General features: G+C 71.3%; 19 protein-coding genes. 5 read left to right on the top strand and 14 right to left on the bottom strand.

What is annotated here, in order from left to right:
- Positions 1–25 precede the first annotated feature (25 nt).
- Positions 26–406: a VOC family protein gene (locus N553_RS0108240; protein ID WP_028046117.1), complete on the top strand. Its 381-nt coding sequence runs from the start codon at positions 26–28 to the stop codon at positions 404–406.
- A gap of 18 nt (positions 407–424) precedes the next feature.
- On the opposite strand, the gene N553_RS0108235 is transcribed toward N553_RS0108240, so the two are convergent.
- The 4 genes from N553_RS0108235 to N553_RS0108220 form a co-directional block, all read right to left on the bottom strand.
- Positions 425–1,261: a hypothetical protein gene (locus tag N553_RS0108235; RefSeq protein WP_028046116.1), complete on the bottom strand. Its 837-nt coding sequence runs from the start codon at positions 1,259–1,261 to the stop codon at positions 425–427.
- Between the two features lie 103 nt (positions 1,262–1,364).
- Positions 1,365–2,999 (bottom strand): ABC transporter permease, encoded by a 1,635-nt coding sequence (locus N553_RS0108230; RefSeq protein WP_028046115.1) that lies wholly within the window; start codon positions 2,997–2,999, stop codon positions 1,365–1,367.
- Complete coding sequence (locus N553_RS0108225; RefSeq protein ID WP_028046114.1) at positions 2,996–3,922, bottom strand: ABC transporter ATP-binding protein; 927 nt, start codon at positions 3,920–3,922, stop codon at positions 2,996–2,998. The genes N553_RS0108230 and N553_RS0108225 overlap by 4 nt, the downstream gene beginning before the upstream one ends.
- A complete protein-coding gene (locus tag N553_RS0108220) occupies positions 3,919–4,563 on the bottom strand; it encodes a TetR/AcrR family transcriptional regulator (RefSeq protein WP_028046113.1) in 645 nt (214 codons plus the stop codon). Before N553_RS0108220 ends, N553_RS0108225 begins: the two co-directional genes overlap by 4 nt.
- A gap of 95 nt (positions 4,564–4,658) precedes the next feature.
- On the opposite strand from N553_RS0108220, the gene radA reads away from it, so the two are divergent.
- On the top strand, positions 4,659–6,089 hold the full coding sequence (gene radA, locus N553_RS0108215; protein ID WP_369796683.1) for a DNA repair protein RadA: 1,431 nt from the start codon (positions 4,659–4,661) through the stop codon (positions 6,087–6,089).
- Here radA and N553_RS21810 read toward each other — a convergent pair.
- The 6 genes from N553_RS21810 to N553_RS0108185 form a co-directional block, all read right to left on the bottom strand.
- A complete protein-coding gene (locus N553_RS21810) occupies positions 6,072–7,070 on the bottom strand; it encodes an N-acetylglucosamine kinase (protein ID WP_231505198.1) in 999 nt (332 codons plus the stop codon). The genes radA and N553_RS21810 overlap by 18 nt on opposite strands.
- Positions 7,067–8,332, bottom strand: coding sequence for a 6-phospho-beta-glucosidase (locus N553_RS0108205; protein WP_028046111.1), 1,266 nt, complete (start codon positions 8,330–8,332; stop codon positions 7,067–7,069). Before N553_RS0108205 ends, N553_RS21810 begins: the two co-directional genes overlap by 4 nt.
- Positions 8,329–9,129, bottom strand: coding sequence for a carbohydrate ABC transporter permease (locus tag N553_RS0108200; RefSeq protein WP_231505197.1), 801 nt, complete (start codon positions 9,127–9,129; stop codon positions 8,329–8,331). The genes N553_RS0108205 and N553_RS0108200 overlap by 4 nt, the downstream gene beginning before the upstream one ends.
- 29 nt (positions 9,130–9,158) lie before the next feature.
- Positions 9,159–10,094: a carbohydrate ABC transporter permease gene (locus N553_RS0108195; protein ID WP_028046109.1), complete on the bottom strand. Its 936-nt coding sequence runs from the start codon at positions 10,092–10,094 to the stop codon at positions 9,159–9,161.
- Positions 10,043–11,437, bottom strand: coding sequence for an ABC transporter substrate-binding protein (locus N553_RS21805; RefSeq protein WP_231505196.1), 1,395 nt, complete (start codon positions 11,435–11,437; stop codon positions 10,043–10,045). The genes N553_RS0108195 and N553_RS21805 overlap by 52 nt, the downstream gene beginning before the upstream one ends.
- 81 nt (positions 11,438–11,518) lie before the next feature.
- On the bottom strand, positions 11,519–12,694 hold the full coding sequence (locus tag N553_RS0108185) for an ROK family transcriptional regulator (protein ID WP_028046108.1): 1,176 nt from the start codon (positions 12,692–12,694) through the stop codon (positions 11,519–11,521).
- A 228-nt stretch (positions 12,695–12,922) separates the two neighbouring features.
- Here N553_RS0108185 and disA point away from each other — a divergent pair, with 228 nt between their 5' ends.
- Positions 12,923–13,999 (top strand): DNA integrity scanning diadenylate cyclase DisA, encoded by a 1,077-nt coding sequence (gene disA, locus N553_RS0108180; protein ID WP_028046107.1) that lies wholly within the window; start codon positions 12,923–12,925, stop codon positions 13,997–13,999.
- Positions 14,000–14,036: 37 nt separating this feature from the next.
- Here the strand turns inward: disA and N553_RS0108175 are convergent, their stop codons facing one another.
- Positions 14,037–14,663 (bottom strand): hypothetical protein, encoded by a 627-nt coding sequence (locus tag N553_RS0108175; protein WP_028046106.1) that lies wholly within the window; start codon positions 14,661–14,663, stop codon positions 14,037–14,039.
- A gap of 293 nt (positions 14,664–14,956) precedes the next feature.
- On the opposite strand from N553_RS0108175, the gene N553_RS0108170 reads away from it, so the two are divergent.
- On the top strand, positions 14,957–15,859 hold the full coding sequence (locus tag N553_RS0108170; RefSeq protein ID WP_197029954.1) for an A/G-specific adenine glycosylase: 903 nt from the start codon (positions 14,957–14,959) through the stop codon (positions 15,857–15,859).
- A gap of 22 nt (positions 15,860–15,881) precedes the next feature.
- Here N553_RS0108170 and N553_RS0108165 read toward each other — a convergent pair whose 3' ends face one another.
- Genes N553_RS0108165 through N553_RS21795 form a run of 3 tightly spaced genes read right to left on the bottom strand, consistent with a single transcriptional unit; the run spans position 15,882 to position 17,984 of the window.
- The gene (locus N553_RS0108165; protein ID WP_028046104.1) at positions 15,882–16,388 is read right to left on the bottom strand and encodes an amino-acid N-acetyltransferase; all 507 of its coding nucleotides are present in this window, start codon (positions 16,386–16,388) and stop codon (positions 15,882–15,884) included.
- A gap of 19 nt (positions 16,389–16,407) precedes the next feature.
- On the bottom strand, positions 16,408–16,941 hold the full coding sequence (locus tag N553_RS24210; protein ID WP_051639914.1) for a MarR family winged helix-turn-helix transcriptional regulator: 534 nt from the start codon (positions 16,939–16,941) through the stop codon (positions 16,408–16,410).
- Positions 16,942–16,994: 53 nt separating this feature from the next.
- Positions 16,995–17,984 (bottom strand): sugar-binding transcriptional regulator, encoded by a 990-nt coding sequence (locus tag N553_RS21795; RefSeq protein WP_034620875.1) that lies wholly within the window; start codon positions 17,982–17,984, stop codon positions 16,995–16,997.
- Positions 17,985–18,134: 150 nt separating this feature from the next.
- Here N553_RS21795 and N553_RS0108150 point away from each other — a divergent pair, with 150 nt between their 5' ends.
- Positions 18,135–19,955, top strand: coding sequence for a glycerol-3-phosphate dehydrogenase/oxidase (locus tag N553_RS0108150; RefSeq protein WP_028046103.1), 1,821 nt, complete (start codon positions 18,135–18,137; stop codon positions 19,953–19,955).
- Positions 19,956–20,004: the final 49 nt, after the last annotated feature.

Raw genomic sequence — 20,004 nt, 5'->3', positions numbered from 1 at the left:
GAGGACCTACCCGACGGAGGCTTCCATGGCGGATCTGAGCAACGCGTTCAGCGGCTTCTCGACCGACGACGTCGCGGCCGCGCAGGCGTTCTACGGCGGGACGCTCGGGCTCGACGTGTCCGTGGACCACGAGCTGCTCTTCCTGCACTTCAGCGGCAGGGACGTGCTGATCTACCCGAAGGGTCCGGCCCACACGCCCGCGACGTACACGGTGCTCAACTTCCCGGTCGACGACGTGCCCGGAACCGTAGCGGAGCTCCGCGGTCGCGGCGTCGAGTTCGAGAAGTACGCAGGGACGCCCGTGCAGACCGATGACGACTTCGTGTTCCGTGGCGGTGGCCCGCCGATCGCGTGGTTCAGGGACCCGGCCGGCAACATCCTGTCGATCATCGCCCGTGCCGGCTGAGCCCCTGGACCGCCTCCGTCAGAGCGGGTACGCCGAGTAGAAGTTCACGATGTCGGCTACGGGTGCGGTCACCTGGAACACGGTGGTCGCGTTGGTCCACACGGCCGTACCGGTCCCGTCGCCGTTGTCCGCGATCGTGTAGCTGCCGACGGCAGCACCGGCCGCGGTCACCTCACCGGACTGGGGCAGCGTGGAGGCAGCGGCGGTCGCGGTAGCGGTGGGGTCCGGCGCCGGTGCCGACGGCAGGGCGGCGACGAGGGTCGCGGCGAACGCCGTCGCCTCGGCCGGCGTCTCCCACTGGCCGGCGCTCACGGTGACCGTGCCCGTGTCGCCGTCGGTGTACGTCTCCGTGTAGGCCTCGATCGCCCCCGCCGTGACCCACGCGGGGTTCTCTGCCGACGACCCGAGCGCGTACTGCAGGACGGTCAGGGGCAGGGCGGTCGCGAACGCCGTGGTGGCCGGGCGCTGGACCGCGTCGAGCGTGGGCGTCGGCGACGGCAGCAGCACCGTCGACGCGACCGCAGGTGTCGCAGCCTCGTCGTCGGAGCCCCGGGACGCGACGATCCCGACGATGATCGCGACGAGCACGACGACCACCACGCCGATGATCACGGGGATGAGCCACCGGGGGCGGCCGCTCGGCTCGTCGGCGGGCGGCTCGTCGCCGGCGGTCGCAGGGACCGCCGCAGGAACGGCAGCCGTCGGCGCGCCCGGGAACGGAGCCGCCGCGGGCGGCGTCGCCTGCCAGCTGGTGGCCGGCGGCGGTGTGGTGGGCGGGGTCGAGCCGGGCTGACCCCACGCAGGACGGCCTCCGGGCTGGGTCGGATCGCCGCCGTACGGGCCGGTGTCGCTCATCGGGGTCCCCCTTGGTCCGTGGTGCCCGAACCCTTGCCGGACGCCCGCAGCCTACCGAGGCATCGGCCCAGGACCACATCACGGCGTCGGAGTGCCGCGATCCTCAGCCGATCACGTCGCGCCGGCGGAACGCCGCCAGACCGGCCACGACCAGGGACGACGCGACGAGTGTGAGGACGATCACGGGAGCCCAGTCCATGGGCTCAGCCGGGAGCTGGGGTGTGTACGCGAAGGGCGAGAGCGCGTCGGCGCCGTCGGGCAGGAGCGCCCCGAACAGTCCGACGACGAAGACGTAGGTCACGTACGCCCAGATGAGGCCGAACGCGCCAGGTGCGAGGCCGACGAGCAGGACCGCAAGGCCGAGCATGCAGCCGACCGCGGGGAGCGTGACGGCGGCGGCGCCGACCAGCTCGGCGACGTCCACGCCACCGTCCAGCGAGCTCGCCGCGGTCACGCCCATCACCAGGCCGGTCACCAGCATGATCAGGACGGACGCGACCCCGGCGACGGCGGCCTGCGACCCGAGCCAGCGCCACCGGGAGACCGGCAGGGCGAGCACCGCTGCTCCACGCGTGGCCACCTCCTCGGCGCGCGCGGCGCCGAGCGCGGTCGCGGCGTACGCACCGGTCGTCACCGCGAGGAACACGGTGTAGAGCGCCAGGGCACCGGCCGCGGCACCGTTCGGGCCGGTCGGGAACATGTCGGCGAGCGAGGGCTCATCTGCGATGAAGTCGACGAGCGCACCCGCGAGCAGCCCGACGAACCCGCCCATCAGGACGATCCCGGTACCCCAGGACAGGATCGCGCCGAGCTGCCGGCGGGAGGTGAGCGCGACCATGCCGGTGAGCCGCGGGCTCGCCGACGGCCGCCCGAGCCGCTCGGGGAGCAGACCCGTGCCGGCGTCGCGACGCCCGACGAGCACGAAGGCCACGCCGACCAGGACAGCCGTCACGACGAGACCGATCGCCAACGGCCAGAACCGCGTGTCCACGTACGCCGCCGTCGCCTGCGCCCAGCCGAACGGCGACAACCAGGTCAGCACGCTGGTGCTCTGCGGACCCCGCACGTCACCGACGGCCCGCAGGAGGAAGGTGACCCCGAGCACCGCCATGCTCAGGGAGCTGGCTGCACGGGCCTGGGCCGTGAGCTGTGACGCGACGGCCGACACCCCCGCGAACACGAACCCGACCATGACGACACCGCCCGCGAGTGCGGCGGAGCCGGTCACCTCCAGTCCACCCGCGACGAGCCCGGCGAACGTCACGAGCCCGACGGCGAGCGTCGCGACGAACGCCGCGACGAGGCCCGCGACGACCGGGGCGTCGCGGCCGACGGGTGCGGAGCGCACAAGCTCGAGCCGCCCGTCCTCCTCGGCGGCCCGCAGGTGCCGGGTGACGGCGAGCAGGGCCATGATCGCCACGGGGATCATGATCCACAGGCCGATCTCGTTCGCCGTCATGGCGCCGATCGTGTAGTCGTCCAGCCCGTAGCCGGGTCCGGCGAGCGCGGTCGCAGCGGGCGACGAGATGAGCGTGGCGCGGGCCTGCTGCGACTCGGGCGTGGCGTACCGGGTGTTCAGCGCGTTCATCGACATGAGCACGAGCAGTCCGACCGAAGCGGCCCAGATGATGGTGCGGAACCGGTCGAGCCGCAGCGCCACGCGGACCAGCGCCCGCGTCCCGGAGAGCGCGCCGGACCTCGGCTCGACGCGGCTCGGGGCATCGGCGAGCGCAGTCACCGCGACCCCTCCACCACGCCCAGGGTTGCCAGCTCGTCGCTGTACTCGCGCAGGAACAGGTCCTCGAGCGTCGGCGGGTGGGCGGTCAGGGAGTGCACACCGAACGTGGTCAGCCGCGCGAGCACGTCGCCCAGCGACGGGGTGTCGATGTCGAGCGTCAGGTGCCCGTCGTGCCGCTGCAGGTTGTGCACGCCGGCGGCGCCCTCCAGCGCGCCGATCGCACCGTCGGTGTCCCGCAGGGCAGCGGTCACGGTGGTCCGACGCAGGCTGCGCAGCTCCTCGAGCGACCCGCTCTGCACCGCCTTGCCCGCCCGGATGATCGTCACGCGACGGCACAGCACCTCGACCTGAGCCAGGATGTGGCTCGACAGCAGCACCGTCCGCCCTTCGTCGGCGATCTCGCGGACGACCTGCTGGAACACCGCCTCCATCAGCGGGTCCAGACCGCTGGTCGGCTCGTCCATGAGGTACAGCTCGGTGTCGGCGGCGAGCGCCGCGACGAGCGCGACCTTCTGGCGGTTGCCCTTGGAGTAGGCGCGGCCCTTGACCCGTGGGTCGAGCTCGAAGCGCTCGATCAGCTCGTTCCTCCTCGACGGGTCGAGGCCCCCGCGCAGACGCCCGAGCACGTCGATCGCCTCGCCGCCCGACAGGTTCGGCCACAGGTTCACGTCGCCGGGCACGTAGGCGAGCCGTCGGTGCAGGGAGACGGAGTCCTTCCAGGGGTCCCCGCCGAGGAGGCTCACGTCGCCGGAGTCGGCCCGCAGAAGCCCGAGCAGGACGCGGATGGTCGTCGACTTGCCTGCGCCGTTCGGGCCGAGGAACCCGTGCACCTCGCCCGAGGCGACGCTGAGATCGAACTCGTCGAGCGCACGCTTGGGCCCGAACGACTTGACCAGGCCGCGGATGTGGATGGCGTCGGTCATGACTTCTCCTTGAGCTCCCGATAGGCGTTGAGATAGCCGCCGTCCGTGAACAGTCCGTGCGTGTAGAGCTCCAGGGTCGCGAGCACCGTGCCGGCGTAGAGCTCCTTCATCGCCGTAGCGGGGTCCTCGGTCGGCGCCGTACCGCGGCCCGCCGCAGCGTCCAGCTGGGCCATGACGATGAGCCCCACCTGGGTCGCGACGAGGGTCCGGGACCGTCCGGCCGGGTCGTCGGACGGGCGGACGGTTCCTGCCTCCTCGCCGGTCGCCAGGTACGCGTCGGCGTCGGCGACCAGCCCGTCGACGAACGTGCCCGCGAGGGCTCCACCCTCCATCAGGCTCTGCACGACGTAGGCGAACAGGGGCGCGTACGCGTCGATCGTGGCCAGCCGGCCGATGACCTCGCCGGGCGACTGGTCCGCCATCGCGTCGGACTTCTCGTGCCTGATCGTCTCCAGCACGAACTCGTCGCACGCGGCGCGAAGCCCGTCCTTGGAGCCGAAGTGGTGGATCACGAGTCCTGCGCTCACTCCGGCGTCGGCCGCGATCAGGCGCACTCCCACGCCGAAGCCGTCGCGCCCGAACCGCGCAACGGCCGCGTCCCTGATGCGGGCACGGGCGGTCAGGTCGTCGGTTGAACGCATGTTCACCATGCTAAACCTGCGTTCAGTTCTGCACAAGGATCTGCCGGTCACCGTTGGCGCGCCGGACGCCCGTGTCAGTACCTCCGTCTAGCGTCGTGCCCGTGACCTCGACCAGCGTCAAGCGCCCCGATCGATCCACCAGGCCCGGGTTCCGCTGCTCCGAGTGCGGCTGGTCCGCGACCAAGTGGGTCGGTCGCTGCGGCGAGTGCCAGACGTGGGGCTCTGTGCTGGAGGACACGGGACCGGGCGGCGGCGCACCCAAGACGGTCGCCACGGCCCCGACGAGGTCCACGGCCCTGCCCATCGACCAGATCGACGTCGAGACCGCACGAGCGCAGTCCACGGGCGTCGACGAGCTCGACCGCGTTCTCGGTGGCGGCATCGTTCCCGGTGCGGTGGTGCTGCTCGCGGGCGAGCCGGGCGTCGGCAAGTCGACCCTGCTGCTCGACGTCGCCGCCCGCGCGGCCCGCTCCGGGCGTCGCGTCCTCTACGTCACCGGTGAGGAGTCTGCTGCGCAGGTACGCCTGCGGGCCGGTCGCATCCAGGCGCTCGCCCCCACGCTGATGCTTGTCTCGGAGACCGACCTGGCCACCGTCCTCGGGCACATCGAGCAGCAGGATCCCGACCTCCTGGTCGTGGACAGCGTCCAGACCATCGCGTCCGCGCAGGTGGACGGCACCGCGGGCGGGGTGTCGCAGGTGCGCGAGGTGAGCGCCGCGGTCATCCAGGCGGCCAAGGCGCGCGACATGCCGGTCGTCCTCATCGGCCACGTCACCAAGGACGGCTCGGTCGCCGGCCCGCGCACGCTCGAGCACCTGGTGGACGTCGTCTGCCAGTTCGAGGGCGACCGGCACTCGCGCCTGCGCATGCTGCGGGCCACCAAGAACCGCTACGGCCCCACCGACGAGGTCGGCTGCTTCGACCTGTCCGAGACGGGCATCGTCGGCCTGACCGACCCCTCCGGTCTGTTCATCTCGCAAGCGGCGCACCCTGTGCCGGGCACGTGCCTGACGGTGACGCTGGAGGGTCGGCGGCCGCTGGTCGCCGAGGTGCAGTCGTTGGTGGCGCTGAGCTCCGTGCCCAACCCCCGGCGCACCACGAGCGGCGTGGACAGCAGCCGCCTGGCCATGGTGCTGGCGGTGCTGCAGCGAAGGCTCGGTGTACGGCTGGCCGACCAGGACGTCTACGTCTCGACGATCGGCGGCGCCCGGGTGATCGAGCCCGCCGCCGATCTGGCCCTCGCCCTGGCCGCGGTCAGCTCACGAGAGAACGTGCCCCTGCCGCGAGGCCTGGTGGCGGTCGGCGAGGTCGGTCTGGCCGGCGAGATCCGGACCGTCTCCGGCGTCGGGCGGCGCCTCGCCGAGGCCGCACGGCTCGGGTTCACGCGGGCCATCGTGCCGGCCGGTGCACTCGACGGCGCAGCCCCGCCGCCGGGGCTGACGATCATCACGGCCGCCGACCTCGGGGAGGCTGTCCTCAACGCGGGCCTGGCAACCGACGACACGAGCTCACACCGACGCGCCTGATCCGGTCCACCTGGCCGCCGCCGATTCCACCGTCGAACGGGCGCGCTCGATCGCCTCGGGCGGTGAGCCGTGCGCCTCGAGCACGAGGAACGCGGCGCCGAGGACCGGTCGCTCGCTCACGAACGTGACTCGAGCCCTCGGTGCGCCCAGCGCGATCTGGGTACGGATCGCCTCAGTCAGCCCCGGGTCGCGCGCTGCGAGCACGCCACCGCCGAGCACGACCGGCACGGCGCTGGTGGAGAGGTCGAGCCGGCGCAGCGCGGCCAGGGCGAGTGCCGCAACCTCCTCGGCCTGCCGTTCGACGATCTCCGCCGCGACCCTGTCACCGCGCGCCGCCGCCGCCAGCACCGTGGGCGCGAGCGCCGCGACGTCGTCGTGGTCGATCACCCCGAAGTGCAGGTCCTCGATGACCGCAGCCATTGACGCGCCGCCGAGGGCCTCGGGCACGAGCTGCGTGAGCGCGGTGGCACGCCCGCGACCGTCGAGGGATCGCGCCGCGTGCCAGATCGCCTGCTCGCCGAGCTCGAAGCCACCACCCCAGTCGCCCGAGATGCGGCCCAGAGCGGGGAAGCGCGCCGTGGCACCGTCGGACCGGCGGCCCACGCAGTTGATCCCGGTACCGCACACCACGACGACCGCCTCGTGGGAGGCGGTCCCGGCCCGCAAGAGTGCGAACGTGTCGTTGTCGACCACCGCCGACCCGGGCGTGAACCACGGAACGGAGCGCAGGGCGTCCGTGAACGTGGCGATCTCGACCGGCAGGTCGAGCCCCGACAGGTAGATGCCGACGCGTGCGACGTCCCGGCGGTCGCCCAGCGCAGACCGGACCAGCCCGTCGATGACGTCGAGCGCCGGCTGCACCCCGATGACCTGCGGGCACGAGCCCGGACCGCGCCTGTGCGCGCGCACCGTCCCGTCGGTCTCCAGGACCAGCACGTCGGTCTTGCTGCCGCCGCCGTCGACGGCGATGAGGAGGCTCACCGAGCCCACGCGAGGTGTTGGCGGTTCTCCGCGAGCAAGAGGTCGGTCAGCCGCGACGCGCGGTCGTGCTGACCCACCAGCGGGTGCGCGAGCAGAGCGCGCTCCACCCGCTGCCGGCCGCCGTGCACGGCTGCATCGAGGGCCAGCCGCTCGTACCCGGCGACGTGCGAGACGAGCCCCGCGAGGTCATCGGGAAGCGGCGCCGCCGCCAACGGTGCGATGCCCGACGCCGAGATGGTCGCCGGGACCTCGACCACGTGGTCGTCCGGCAGGAAGGGCAGCGTCCCGTCGTTGCGGACGTTGACCACCTGCACGTCGCCGCGGTCGGCAGTGAGCGACGCGAGCAGGTCGACGGCGGCCTCGGAGTAGAAGGCACCGCCACGCCGTTCCAACGCCGCGGGCTTCGTGTCCACCGACGGGTCCGCGTACAGCGCGAGGAGCTCGTCCTCGACCGCGGTCACGGCCTGCGCGCGGCTCACGGCCCCGCGCGCGGTCTGCTCGGCCAGGACGACGTCGTGCGCGTAGTAGTACCGCAGGTAGTAGGACGGCACGACGCCCAGCAGCGCGACCAGGGACGCGGGCAGCTCGACCTCGTCGGCGATCTCGTTCAGGCGCGCGGACAGCAGGCCAGGCAGCCGGTCGACACCGTCCACGGACGCTCCCCGCACCCAGGTCAGGTGGTTGAGCCCGACGTGATCCAGGGCGACGGCCGACGGGTCGACGTCGAGCATCGTCGCGAACCGCCGTTGGAAGCCGATCGCGACGTTGCACAGCCCGACGGCTCGGTGCCCCTCTGCGAGCAGCGCCCGGGTCACGATCCCGACCGGGTTGGTGAAGTCGACGATCCACGCGTCCGGCCGTGCGTACCGGCGCACGAGCGAAGCCAACGACAGCACCACGGGAACCGTCCGCAGCGCCTTGGCCAGCCCGCCCGGACCGGTGGTCTCCTGGCCGATGCACCCGCATGCATGCGGGAACGTCTCGTCCGTGTGCCGGGCGGCCTGCCCGCCCACCCGCAGCTGGAACAGCACGGCGGAGGCGTCGGAGACGCCGGAGACGACGTCCGACGTGGCCGTGACCTTGACCTCGTACCCGTACCTCGCGAACATCCGCCGCGAGACCCCGGCGACCAGCGCGAGCCGATCGGCCGCCGGGTCCACGAGGCACAGCTCGGTGAGCGGGAGCAGCGACCGCAGCCGCGCGAACCCGTCCACGAGCTCGGGCGTGTAGGTGGATCCTCCACCGAGGACGGTGAGCTTCATCCCTTGACCCCGGTCAGCGTGACGCCCTGCACGAAGATGCGCTGCGCGAGGAAGAAGATGATCAGCACGGGGATCATCGCGATCACGGTGGCCGCCATCGTGAGGTTCCAGTCGACCGAGTGGGCGCCGCGGAACTGCGCGAGCGCGTAGGAGACGGGCCAGGCCGACTCGTTCTCGGACGTGTAGAGCAGCGGCCCGTAGTAGTCGTTCCAGGACGCGAAGAACATGAAGATGGCCGTCGCCGCGATGCCGGGCTTGGCCATCGGCACGATCACGCGCAACAGGGTGCGCAGCTCGCCGCACCCGTCCAGGCGGGCCGCCTCGGAGTACTCCCTGGGGATCGTGAGGAAGAACTGCCGCAGCAGGAAGATCGAGAACGCGTCGCCCAGCAGGTTCGGCAGGATCAAGGGCCACAGCGACCCGGTCAGTCCCACCTTGGACCACATGACGTACAGCGGGACGCTCGTGACCTGCGGCGGGAGCAGCATCATGCCGATCACGGCCACGAGCAGCAGGCCCGAGCCGCGGAACTGGATCCGGGCCATGGCGTAGGCCGCGGGGATCGACGAGAGCAGCATGAACGCCGTCGCCAGGATCGCGTACAGGAGCGAGTTGCCCGTGTACTTGAGCATCGGGAGCCGCTCGAACACCTCGGCGTAGTTGTCCCAGTGGAACGACGTGGGCCAGCTGAACGACGTCCCGGCCTGCTCCGGCGACATGACCGAGGTGAGCAGGATGAACGCGAACGGCGCCAGGAACATGAGTGCCAGCGCGACGAAGACCGCGTGGTCCGCCACCCAGACCAGCGTGGTCGAACGGCGGCGGTTCAACTGGCCACGTCCGGCGTGAACGACCGGAAGCGGCGCAGCAGGACCGCCATGACGAGCGCCGCGACGACGAACAGGACGACCGCCATGGCGGACGCGTACCCCATGAGGTTGGCGCCGAACGCCTTGGAGTACAGCAGCTGCCCGTAGGTGAGCGTCGACTGGTCGGGCCAGCCGAGCGTGCTCGAGGCGCCTTGCCCGACCATCGACTTGCCCATCGCGGTCGACGAGGCCACAGCCGGCTCGGTGAAGTACTGCAGCGCACCGATGATGCCGGTGATCAGCGCGAACAGCAGGACGGGCGCCATGTTGGGCACGGTGACGAACCGGAACTGCTGACGCGTGCTCGCACCGTCCAGCTCGGCGGCCTCGTACTGCTCGGTCGGCACGTCCAGCAGGCTGGCCAGGAAGATCACCATGATGTCGCCCAGCACCCACAGCCCCAGGAGTACCAGCGACGGCTTGGCCCAGGCCGGGTCGGTGAACCAGCCGGGCCCGTCGATGCCGAACCAGCCGAGCATCTGGTTCACGGGCCCGGTGGCGGGGTTGAACACGAAGACGAACGCGATCGTCGCCGCCACCGGCGGGATCAGAGCCGGCAGGTAGTAGAGGGTGCGCAGGGCACCCGACGAGCGCCGGGCCCGCGTGAGCACCCAGCCGACGAACAGGGCCCCGACGATCCGGGCCGGCACGAGGATCGCGACGAACCACAGCGTGTTGCGGGTCGCCGTGCCGATCAGCGGGTCACCGCTGACCAGGAACTTCCAGTTGGCGAAGTCGTTCCACCGTGGCGGGTTCGACAGGTCGAACGCCGTGAACGAGTAGAAGACCGTCATGACCAGCGGGAAGACGAAGAACACCATCATGCCGAGCAGTGCCGGGGTCAGGAGCAGCAACGCCGCCCTGTTCCGTCGGCGTTGGATCGTCGAGGCCATGTGCGTAAGCCCGCCTGGAGCTGGACGGCGGCGTCGATCTCGTCGTCGACGGTCGTCAGCATGCCCGGCAGGTCCGTGACGTCGCCCTGCTGCCACTTGGCCGTGTGGGTGCCGAAGATCGTCTGGTACTCCGCGCCGATCCCGCTGGGCGGGGTGGTCGACGACGCCGGGTTCTCGAAGATGTCGAGGAACGTCCGGAACTGCTCGGAGACCTCGAGGTCGGGCGAGGCGATCGCGTCGTGCATCGTCGGTGCGTTCTTCAGGCCGTTGGAGAGCTTGACCTGCGCGTCGGTGTCGGTCGTCAGGTACTTGATGAGCGCCCACCCGGCTTCGGGGTTCTTGGCGCCCTTGCCGATGCCGACGATGTTGCCCGTGATGTAGCCCCCGCCGTAGCTGTCCTCGTAGCCCTCCGCCGACGGCATCGGTGCCGTGCCGTAGCTCAGGTCGGGTGCCTGGTCGGCGATGAACGCGGTGCGGTACTCGCCGTCCACGTTCATGGCGACCTTGCCGGTCTGGAAGTCGTTCTCCGCCGAGAACTCCTGCCCGAGGGCGGCTTGGAAGTCGGCGAGCTTCTGGTAGCCGCCCAGCTTGTCGATCAGGTCCTTCTGCCACTCCAGGATCGCGTTCCAGCCCGGCGACGAGCCGATGGCCGACGTCCCGTCGTCGTTGAGCCACTGCGCGTCCGCGGCCGGGGCCCAGTGCGCCTCGGCGTTCTCGTAGTAGCCGAGCAGCGGCATGAAGCCGAGCGTCTTGATCGAGCCGTCGTCGTTGAACGTGGTGAGCTTGACGGCCATGTCCGTCAGCTCCGTCAGCGTCTTCGGCGGTTCGCTGTACCCGGCCGCAGCGAGCAGGTCCGTGTTGTAGTAGAGGCCGTAGACGTCCGCGAGCGCGGGCATCGTGCAGCGCACGCCGTCGTACGACGTGTAGCCGAGCACGGTGTCGGGGATCTGCGTCAGGTCGACCTTGTCGCGCTCGATGAAGCTCGACAGGTCAGCAAAGTCGCCCGACGAGCACAGTGGCCCGACCTGGTCGGTGGAGTAGGACAGGCCGACGTCGATGGCCTCGCCGGCCGAGATCGCCTGGCGCATCTTCTGGTCGTCCTGGCCGGACTTCACATCGACGGTGACTCCGGGGTTGGCCTTCTCGAAGTCGTCGACGACCGACTGGATGACGTCGGCCTCACGGTCGGTGAAGAAGTGCCAGAACTCGACCGTGCCGGACAGCTCGGAGGGTGCAGAGGCTGCGGCCGTCGGCCCGTCGTCACCGGACCCGCCGCTGCAGGCGGTCAACGCGGCCACCGCCAGCGCGGCAGGCACGACGAACCAGGTCTTTCGTGTTCTCACCAGAGGCTCCTTGTGCAGGGCACGACCGACCGCCCCCCCGGACCGGTGCGTCCGAGCGGGTCGTCGTGCGGGTGGGTTCTTCTAGGGGACGAGGTCCAGGAGTCGTGCGCGCAGGTCCGCGCCGACGACGGATCGAGCACCGCGCAGCACCGGGTGATCAGCCACGGTGGTCACGCAGATGTGCGGGGACCACCGGGTGGTCCTGCGGATGTGCCCTCGCACGAGGTCGGCGAGGGTCTGACCACCGGCGGCGCCGGTCGGTCCGCCGAGCACGACCACGGGCGGGTCGAGCACGGCGAGCACGGGGATGACGCCGACGGCCACACGGACGGCGAGCTCTGCGAGCACGGCCTCGTGCTCGGGGTGCCCGGCCAGCTCGGCCAGGACGGCGTCCAGGGTGCGGCCGCGGACGCCGTGAGCGCGGGCAAGCTTGCCCATGGCGATCCCGCCGATCAGCTCCTGCAGGTCCTTGACGGCGGGCAGCCGGCCGGACGCGTCGTGCGGCACGGGCAGGTAGCCGATCTCACCGGCACCCCCGGCGGCCCCCCGGTGCAGGGTTCCGGCGAGGTCCACGGCCAGGCCCAGGCCGTCGCCGATCCAGAGCAGTGCGAAGCCCTCAACCTCGTGACCTGCGCCTTCGACGCGTTCGGCGACTGCGGCCAGGTTGACGTCGTTGTCGATGCGGACGCTGATCCCGAGGCCGTCCTCGAGCTGTGCGCGGACGGACCTGCGTGGCCACCCGGGCATGAGGCCGACGAAGGCAAGGTCGTCGGTGCGCGGATCCACGGCGCCCTGGACCCCGACGGCCGCGGCGACGACGGTGTCGGGCGTCGTTCCGGCGGCGTGGCACGCGGCCTGGATCGCGGTGCCGATGTCACCGACAGCGGAGCGTTCGGACGCTGTGCGGGACAGCGCCACCTCGGCGACCGGGTGCTCGTGGCCGGTCGCATCCACGAGCGTCGACAGGACCCGAAAGGGCTGCACGTCGACTGCGACGGCGTGCGCACGGTGGGTGCGCACGCCGTAGGTGACGGCGTTCGGCCCGCGCGCGGCGGGAACCGAGCCGACGACGTCGATCAGCTCGAGCTGCTCGAGCCGTGCGACCACCTGCGACGCGGTCGGCTTCGACAGGCCCGTGAGCTCACCGATCTGTGCCCGCGTGAGCGGCCCGTGCTCGAGGAGCAGGGCCAGCGCGGCTCGGTCGTTCATGGCGCGCAGCAGGCCGGGTGTACCCGGCTGGCTCGGCGTGCCGCTCATGTGGTGCGCTCCGATCGTCGTTGACCGCGCCCGTCGTCGGGTGCCTCGCAGGGCGCCGTTCCAGGCAACAGAAAACTAACAGGTAGGTTTCCTAATAGACAACAGCATCCGGACGTCACACACATATCGGTCCGGTAACGAGGGTGTTACCCGAGGTGGGGCGGGTGAACAAGGTCAGCGGGGCGTTTCGACGGGGCCGGGACCAACCACCGTCGTTACGATGCACCCGTGCCCCACTCGCACGCCCCAGACGACCTGCTCAGGTCCACGCTCGCCGCGGTCGCCCCCGGCGGTGAGCTTCGCGATGGCTTGGAGCGGATCCTGCGCGGCCGCACCGGCGCGCTGATCGTGCTCGGTTTCGACGCGACGGTCGAGAGCATCTGCTCGGGCGGCTTCGTCCTGGACGTCGAGTTCTCGGCGACCCGCCTGCGTGAGCTGGCCAAGATGGACGGCGCGGTCGTGGTGGACGCCAACATCTCGCGGATCGTGCGCGCAGCCGTCCAGCTGCTGCCCGACGTGACGATCGAGACCTCCGAGTCCGGCACCCGGCACCGCACGGCGGAGCGCGTGGCCAAGCAGACCGGCCTGCCCGTCATCTCCGTGTCCGCCTCGATGCGGATCATCGCCCTGTACGTCGGCGGCAACCGGCACGTCATCGAGGACTCGACGACGATCCTGTCCCGCGCCAACCAGGCGCTGGCCACGCTCGAGCGGTACAAGTCGCGTCTCGACGAGGTGAGCGGCACGCTGTCCGCCCTGGAGATCGAGGACCTGGTGACGGTCCGCGACGTGTCCGCAGTGGTCCAGCGGCTCGAGATGGTGCGGCGCATCTCCGAGGAGATCGAGGGCTACGTCGTCGAGCTGGGGACGGACGGACGCCTGCTGACGCTGCAGCTCGACGAGCTCGTCGGCGGCATCAGCGCCGACCGCGCGCTCGTGATCCGTGACTACGTCGACACGGGCCGTCGCGACGTCGAGTCGGTCCTCGACGAGCTCTCGTACCTCGACTCGACCGAGCTGCTCGATGTCGGTCGGATCGCCACGGTCCTCGGGTTCCCGGGCGGAGGCGACGCGCTCGACGCTGCCGCAGGTCCGCGTGGCTACCGGCTCCTGTCCAAGGTCCCCCGCCTGCCGATCGCCATCATCGACCGACTGGTCTCGCACTTCGGCGGCCTGCAGAAGCTCCTGGCTGCCGGCATCGACGACCTGATGGCCGTCGACGGCGTCGGTGAGCAGCGCGCTCGGACGGTCCGTGAGGGCCTCTCCCGCCTGGCCGAGTCCAGCATCCTCGAGCGGTACGTCTAGCCAGGACGTCCAGGGCGTGCCGCCCCCACCGGGCGCGTCACCCGAGGCCGAACACGGCCGGCGCCGCGACCGCACCGGCAAGCGTGAACTGCGCGGAGTACGTCCCTGCACCGGGTGCGGGGAGATCCGGCGGGCAGCCCGGCGCGGACCTGACGCGGTTCCAGGCGAGCTGGGTGGCGTCTGAGCCGCCCTCGGGAAGCAGCAGGTCCCGCGTCTCCGACCCAGCCGCGATGCAGTCGCGGTTGGACCAGATGCGGTCGGCGCCCGAGGTGATGACGATCTCGCGGCTGGCCTCGCCCGCGTCCACCAGGCAGGGCACCCCACCGATGTTCGTGATGGAGACGTTGAAGGTCGGCGGCACGCCCGGACCGAACGACTCCGCCGTCGCCGTCATGGAGATCGCCAGAGTGGTCGCGTCGCAGTCGGCCACGCCGCCCGGTTCTGTCGAGGGCACGACCGCCGGGGCGGAGGCGGGCGCGTCGGTGCTCGCCGGAGGCGCGGTGGTGGTCGTCGTCTGAGCTGCCGGAGTCGAGCCGCCATCGCCCCTGGTTGCGATCCACGCGACCAGCAGGACGATGACGAGCAGCGGGATCCCTAGCACCACCAGACGCCGGACCCAGTAGACGCGTGCAGGCAGCCGGGGCGGCGGTTGCTGCGCACCCATCAGTCCACCCGCTCTCACGTCTCGTCCGCGCCGCGATCCGCCCGCAGCCCGACAACGGTATTGGCCCGTACCCACGACGACCGACCCGACGCGCGGTGCACACCGTTCCGGACCCCGTCTCGTGCCGAACGTCAGGCGCTCAGAGTCCGTGCCGGACGACCGCCGACCCGCTGTGGGCTTCGCGACGACGGCGAAGCCAGCTGCAAGGAACGTCGACAGCCGGCCGCGGTACGTCTCCGACCTGAACGCCGGGGGCTTCAGCCGCTGCAGCCCGGGTGAGGCAGGATGGCGCGGTGCCGCCGTCCCCCGTCGACCTGCGCGAGCCCGTGCTCGCCTGGTTCGACGCGCACGCCCGTGACCTGCCGTGGCGTGCACCGGACCGCACGCCGTGGGGGGTCCTCGTCAGCGAGGTCATGCTCCAGCAGACGCCGGTCGCCCGGGTCGAGCCGGCCTGGCGGGCGTGGATGCTCCGCTGGCCGACGCCGGCCGATCTCGCCGAAGCACCCACGGGTGACGTGCTGCGCGCGTGGGACCGCTTGGGCTACCCGCGCCGGGCGCTGCGGCTGCAGGAGTGTGCACGAACGGTCGTCGACCGGCACGGCGGGGTCGTCCCCTCGACGGAACCGGACCTGCTGGCGCTGCCCGGCGTCGGGAGCTACACCGCGGCGGCGGTCCTCGCGTTCGCCTTCGGCCGCCGCTCGGTGGTGCTGGACACCAACGTGCGGCGCGTCCTGGCCCGAACGGTGCAGGCGCAGGCCCTCCCGCACCCGACCCAGACGGCGGCCGAGGTCCGCCTCGCGGCGGGGTACGTGCCCGACGACGACGCGGAAGCCGCGCGGTGGGCCGCCGCGTCGATGGAGCTGGGTGCGCTCGTGTGCACCGCGAGAGCACCGCGGTGCCGCGGCTGCCCCGTGGTCGGCGTCTGCGCCTGGTACGCCGCTGGCCGGCCGGCTGACGAGCTCGCCGGCCGACGTCGGACCCAGCGCTTCGTCGGCACCGACCGTCAGGTCCGCGGCCGGGTCATGGCGCTACTGCGCGAGGCCATCGCACCGGTACCTGCTGCAGCCCTGGACGCGGTCTGGCCGGACACCCACCAGCTGTCGCGGTGCGTCGACTCCCTGCTCGCCGACGGTCTGATCGCACGCGACGCGCCCGTGAGCGACGACGACCCACCCACGTTCCGTCTGCCCGCCTGACCGAGACACCGGCCAGGCCAACTCAGAGCTCGATGAGCATCCGGGTGTTGCCCAGCGTGTTCGGCTTCACCCGCGCGAGGTCGAGGAACTCGGCGACACCGTCGTCGTGCGAGCGCAGCAGCTCGAGGTAGACCTCGGGCGTGACCGGCGTCCCCTCGATCGCGTGAAATCCGTGCGCCTCGAAGAACGAGACCTCGAACGTGAGGCAGAACACGCGTCGCAGCCCGAGGTCCCGGGCGCGCTCCAGCAGACCGTCGAGCAGCGCGTGCCCGACCCCTGCGCCGCGCCAGTCCCGCGAGGCGGCGAGGGTGCGGATCTCGGCGAGGTCCTGCCACATGACGTGCAGCGCGCCACACCCGACGACGGACCCGTCCGGCGCCTCGGCCACGAGGAACTCCTGCACGCTCTCGTAGTAGCCGACCCACTCCTTGGCCAGCAGGATCCTCTGCTGCGCGTACGGCTCGACGAGCTCACGGATGACACGGACGTCGGCGGGCAGGGCAGAGCGCACGCGGATGTCGGAAGGCACGTGGGAGAGGGTAGACGTCTCAGGAGGTCCCGGACATGCTTGTCGACTCCCCGGGCGGCGTGGACCGCCACGGTTCGAACCTGCGGTCGAGTGCGAGGCCCTCGCGCGTGCCGTGCAGGAGCTCGCGCAGGACGTCGGCGAGCAGAGTCCGCTGCGCTGCGTCCAGACGGTCCGATGTCGTCGAGTCGATCTGGCGCTCGATCGCGTGCAGCGTGGGCTCGAGCTCGCGGGCGGTCTGCGTGAGGTCGAGCAGCACGGCGCGTCGGTCGCTCGGATCGGTGCGGCGTTCGACCAGCCCGCGCCTGACCAGGGCGTCGACGACACGACTCGGGCTGCCGGCCTCGCAGACGATCATCGTGCCCAGCGCACGCAGGCTCAGCGGTCCGAGCTCGCCCAGCACCACGAGGATCTCGGCTTGCGACGGGGTGAGCCCCGTCGGCTCGAGCAGCCGGGCGAAGGCGCGGTTGCCCTCCCGCTGCGCCGCGAGGATCAGGTAGCGCAGCTCGGTGGGTGCCGGCCCCGGAGGGGATCCGGTCGACCTGTCCTCGGTCACGCTCCCTCATCGGCCCTTGGGTCCGCGCACCGGGACCCGTCTCGCCACCCAGGCTACGACTTGGTCCGGACCCGGCGTCGGTGCGGGGGCTCTGCCGCCTCGAGCAGGCCGGTGGCGGTGATCTCGTCGACGACGAGGTCCGTGACCACCCCGGCACGCAGCGCCGCGAGCAGCGGAGCGACCTTGTTGTCCCCGGCGACGACGCACACCCGCCGGGGGACGCGCTGGAGCTCGACGGGCGTCGGACCGGTGGCACGCTCGTTCAGGTGCACGTCCTGCCACGACCCGTCCGCGCGCAGGAACACCGTGCAGACATCGCCGACGACCCCCTCGTCGTGCAGGTTCTTCACGTCGCCGTCGTCGAGGTAGCCCGCCGAGTAGACGTGCGACGGAACGGCACCGGCGACCGCCCCCACCGAGAACACGGCGATGTCGGCGCGTCGCTGCATGTCGAGCACCCGCCGGACCGACCTCTCACGCCACATGGCGGCCTTCGTGTCGGGGTAGTCGAAGAACGCCGGGACCGAGAAGTGGTGCACGGCTGCGGCGAACGCGGTCCCGAACGTCGAGATCAGGTCGCTCGCGTACTCGATACCGCTCGTCCGCATGTTGGCTGCACCGTTGAGCTGCACCACCGCCGAGCCGCGTGTGGGTTTGGGCGCCAGGTACCGGGACACCGAGGCCAGGGTGGTTCCCCAGGCCACCCCGAGCACCATGTCGGAGTCGAACCATGACGACAGCAGCCGTGCCGCCGTGATCGAGACCTGGTCCAGCCGTTCGATGTGGCTAGCGGAGTCCGGCACGGGGACCACGTACGTCTCGATGCCGAACGCTGCAGCGATCGTGCGCCCCAGTCCGGGTGCACGGGTGCTCGCGGGTCGCAGCGTGATCTCGACGAGGCCCGACTCGCGTGCGCGCTTGATCAACCGCGAGACCGTGGACCGCGACGTACCCAGGTGCCGGGCGATGACCTCCATCTTGATGTCCTGGAGGTAGTACATGGACGCGGCCCTCAGCACGTCCTGCTCTCGTTCGACGTACATCCCGCCCCGCCTGCCTCGGTCCCGAACCCGTTGCACATATGTGCAACCAGGTTGCGCGTTTGTTCGCCTCGTGACGACCATAGCCACGTGGCCTGAACCAGGCGAACGGGACGACGAAGATCCGCGGCACTGACACAAGGGGCAACGCTTATGCGAACGGCGCCGTTGACGGCACAGGCTCGACAGGACGCACTCGACGCACTTCGCGCGAGCGCAGAGCGGGGGAACGAGTTCGACGTGCTCGTCATCGGCGGCGGTGTCACCGGCGCCGGGATCGCGCTCGACGCCGTCAGCAGAGGGCTCTCGACAGCCGTCGTAGAGGCGCAGGACTGGGCCAGCGGCACGTCGAGCCGGTCCAGCAAGCTCGTGCACGGCGGCCTGCGCTACCTGCAGATGCTCGACTTCCACCTGGTGCGCGAGGCGCTCACCGAGCGCGACCTCCTGATCAACCGGCTCGCGCCGCACCTGGTCAAGCCCGTCAGCTTCCTGTACCCGCTCGAGAACCGCGTCTGGGAACGGGCCTACGTGGGCGCGGGCGTCGCGCTCTACGACACGCTCGCCTCCGTCAACGGCGCCAAGCGCGCGCTCCCGATCCACCGGCACCTGACCCGCAAGGGCATGGAGCGGCTCTTCCCCGACCTGCGCCACGACGCCGCGATCGGAGCCGTCCGGTACTGGGACGCCGCGGTCGACGACGCACGCCTGGTCGAGACCCTGATCAGGACCGCCGTCTCCTACGGCGCACGAGCCGCGAGCCGCACACAGGTGCATTCGCTCCAGACGACGACCGGCGGCGCCGTGACGGGCGCGGAGCTCGTCGACCTCGAGACCGGCGAGCGCATCGACGTTCGTGCACGGCACATCATCAACGCGACCGGCGTCTGGACCGAGCAGACCGAGTCGCTCACGGGCTCCGAGGGCGGCCTGCGCGTGCTGGCCAGCAAGGGCATCCACATCGTGGTGCCGCGCAGCCGGATCGCCGGCGAGGTCGGGCTGATCCTGCAGACCGAGAAGTCGGTGCTGTTCATCATCCCGTGGTCGAGGTACTGGGTGATCGGCACGACCGACACGCCGTGGGTGCAGGAGCTGACGCACCCCGTGGCCACCAAGGCCGACATCGACTACGTGCTCGAGCACGCGAACGCGGTGCTGTCCCGACCGCTCACCCGCGAGGACATCATCGGGACGTGGGCGGGCCTGCGACCTCTGCTGCAGCCGCAGGTCAAGGCCGGAACGACGTCCGCCAAGGTGTCGCGCGAGCACACCGTCGCCTCACCGGCACCGGGCTTCACCGTGATCGCCGGCGGCAAGCTCACCACGTACCGGGTGATGGCCAAGGACGCGGTCGACTTCGCGATCGGTTCACGGGCCACCACGCTGCCCTCGATCACCCATGACCTCCCGCTCGTCGGCGCGGAAGGGCTGCAGGTGTTCCAGCGGCAGTCTCGGGCGATCGCCAAGAAGTACGGCTGGAGCCGTCCCCGGATGGACCACCTGCTGCACCGGTACGGGTCGCTCCTCGGTGAGCTGATCGACCTGGTCGACGCCGACCCGGCGCTGGCCGAGCCGCTCAAGAACGCGGACGCGTACATCGGCGCGGAGATCGTCTACGCGGCGAGCCACGAGGGCGCGCTGCACCTGGACGACGTCCTCATGCACAGGACCCGGCTCAACTACGAGCAGGCCGACAAGGGGGTCGGTGCCCTCGAGGAGATCGCGGACCTCGTCGGACCGGTCCTGGGCTGGGACGACGCCACGCGCAGCCGTGAGATCGCCGCCTACGTCGCGCGGGCCGAGGCAGAGGACGCCGCCTCACTGGAGCCCGACGACGTCGCCGCCGAGAAGGTTCGGCTCCGCGCGGTCGACGTCGCGCCGATGCTCGGCGCCGAGGACGCCCAGGACAAGGTCGGCGGCGGCACCAAGCCGCAGTCCCCGGCCGGCAAGGGCTCCTCCGGGCCGGCCGGCACCTAAGACTCCTCGCGATCCTCCGCGAGGTGAACGTGACAACGAAGTCCGTGAG

Source organism: Cellulomonas sp. URHE0023 (assembly GCF_000688475.1).
Taxonomy (GTDB): Bacteria; Actinomycetota; Actinomycetes; order Actinomycetales; family Cellulomonadaceae; genus Cellulomonas.
Note: the sequence above shows the minus strand (reverse complement) of the source record. Positions and strands in the feature narration are given on the sequence as shown.

Bases quoted from the DNA above. Each gene is read 5' to 3' on its own strand.
- N553_RS0108185 (WP_028046108.1), bottom strand. From the start codon at position 12,694: ATGAGCGGCACGCCGAGCCAGCCGGGTACACCCGGCCTGCTGCGCGCC.
- N553_RS21795 (WP_034620875.1), bottom strand. From the start codon at position 17,984: ATGTACGTCGAACGAGAGCAGGACGTGCTGAGGGCCGCGTCCATGTAC.
- N553_RS0108205 (WP_028046111.1), bottom strand. From the start codon at position 8,332: ATGAAGCTCACCGTCCTCGGTGGAGGATCCACCTACACGCCCGAGCTC.
- N553_RS0108240 (WP_028046117.1), top strand. From the start codon at position 26: ATGGCGGATCTGAGCAACGCGTTCAGCGGCTTCTCGACCGACGACGTC.
- N553_RS0108220 (WP_028046113.1), bottom strand. From the start codon at position 4,563: ATGCGTTCAACCGACGACCTGACCGCCCGTGCCCGCATCAGGGACGCG.
- N553_RS0108150 (WP_028046103.1), top strand. From the start codon at position 18,135: ATGCGAACGGCGCCGTTGACGGCACAGGCTCGACAGGACGCACTCGAC.
- N553_RS0108235 (WP_028046116.1), bottom strand. From the start codon at position 1,261: ATGAGCGACACCGGCCCGTACGGCGGCGATCCGACCCAGCCCGGAGGC.
- N553_RS0108195 (WP_028046109.1), bottom strand. From the start codon at position 10,094: ATGGCCTCGACGATCCAACGCCGACGGAACAGGGCGGCGTTGCTGCTC.
- N553_RS0108225 (WP_028046114.1), bottom strand. From the start codon at position 3,922: ATGACCGACGCCATCCACATCCGCGGCCTGGTCAAGTCGTTCGGGCCC.
- N553_RS0108175 (WP_028046106.1), bottom strand. From the start codon at position 14,663: ATGGGTGCGCAGCAACCGCCGCCCCGGCTGCCTGCACGCGTCTACTGG.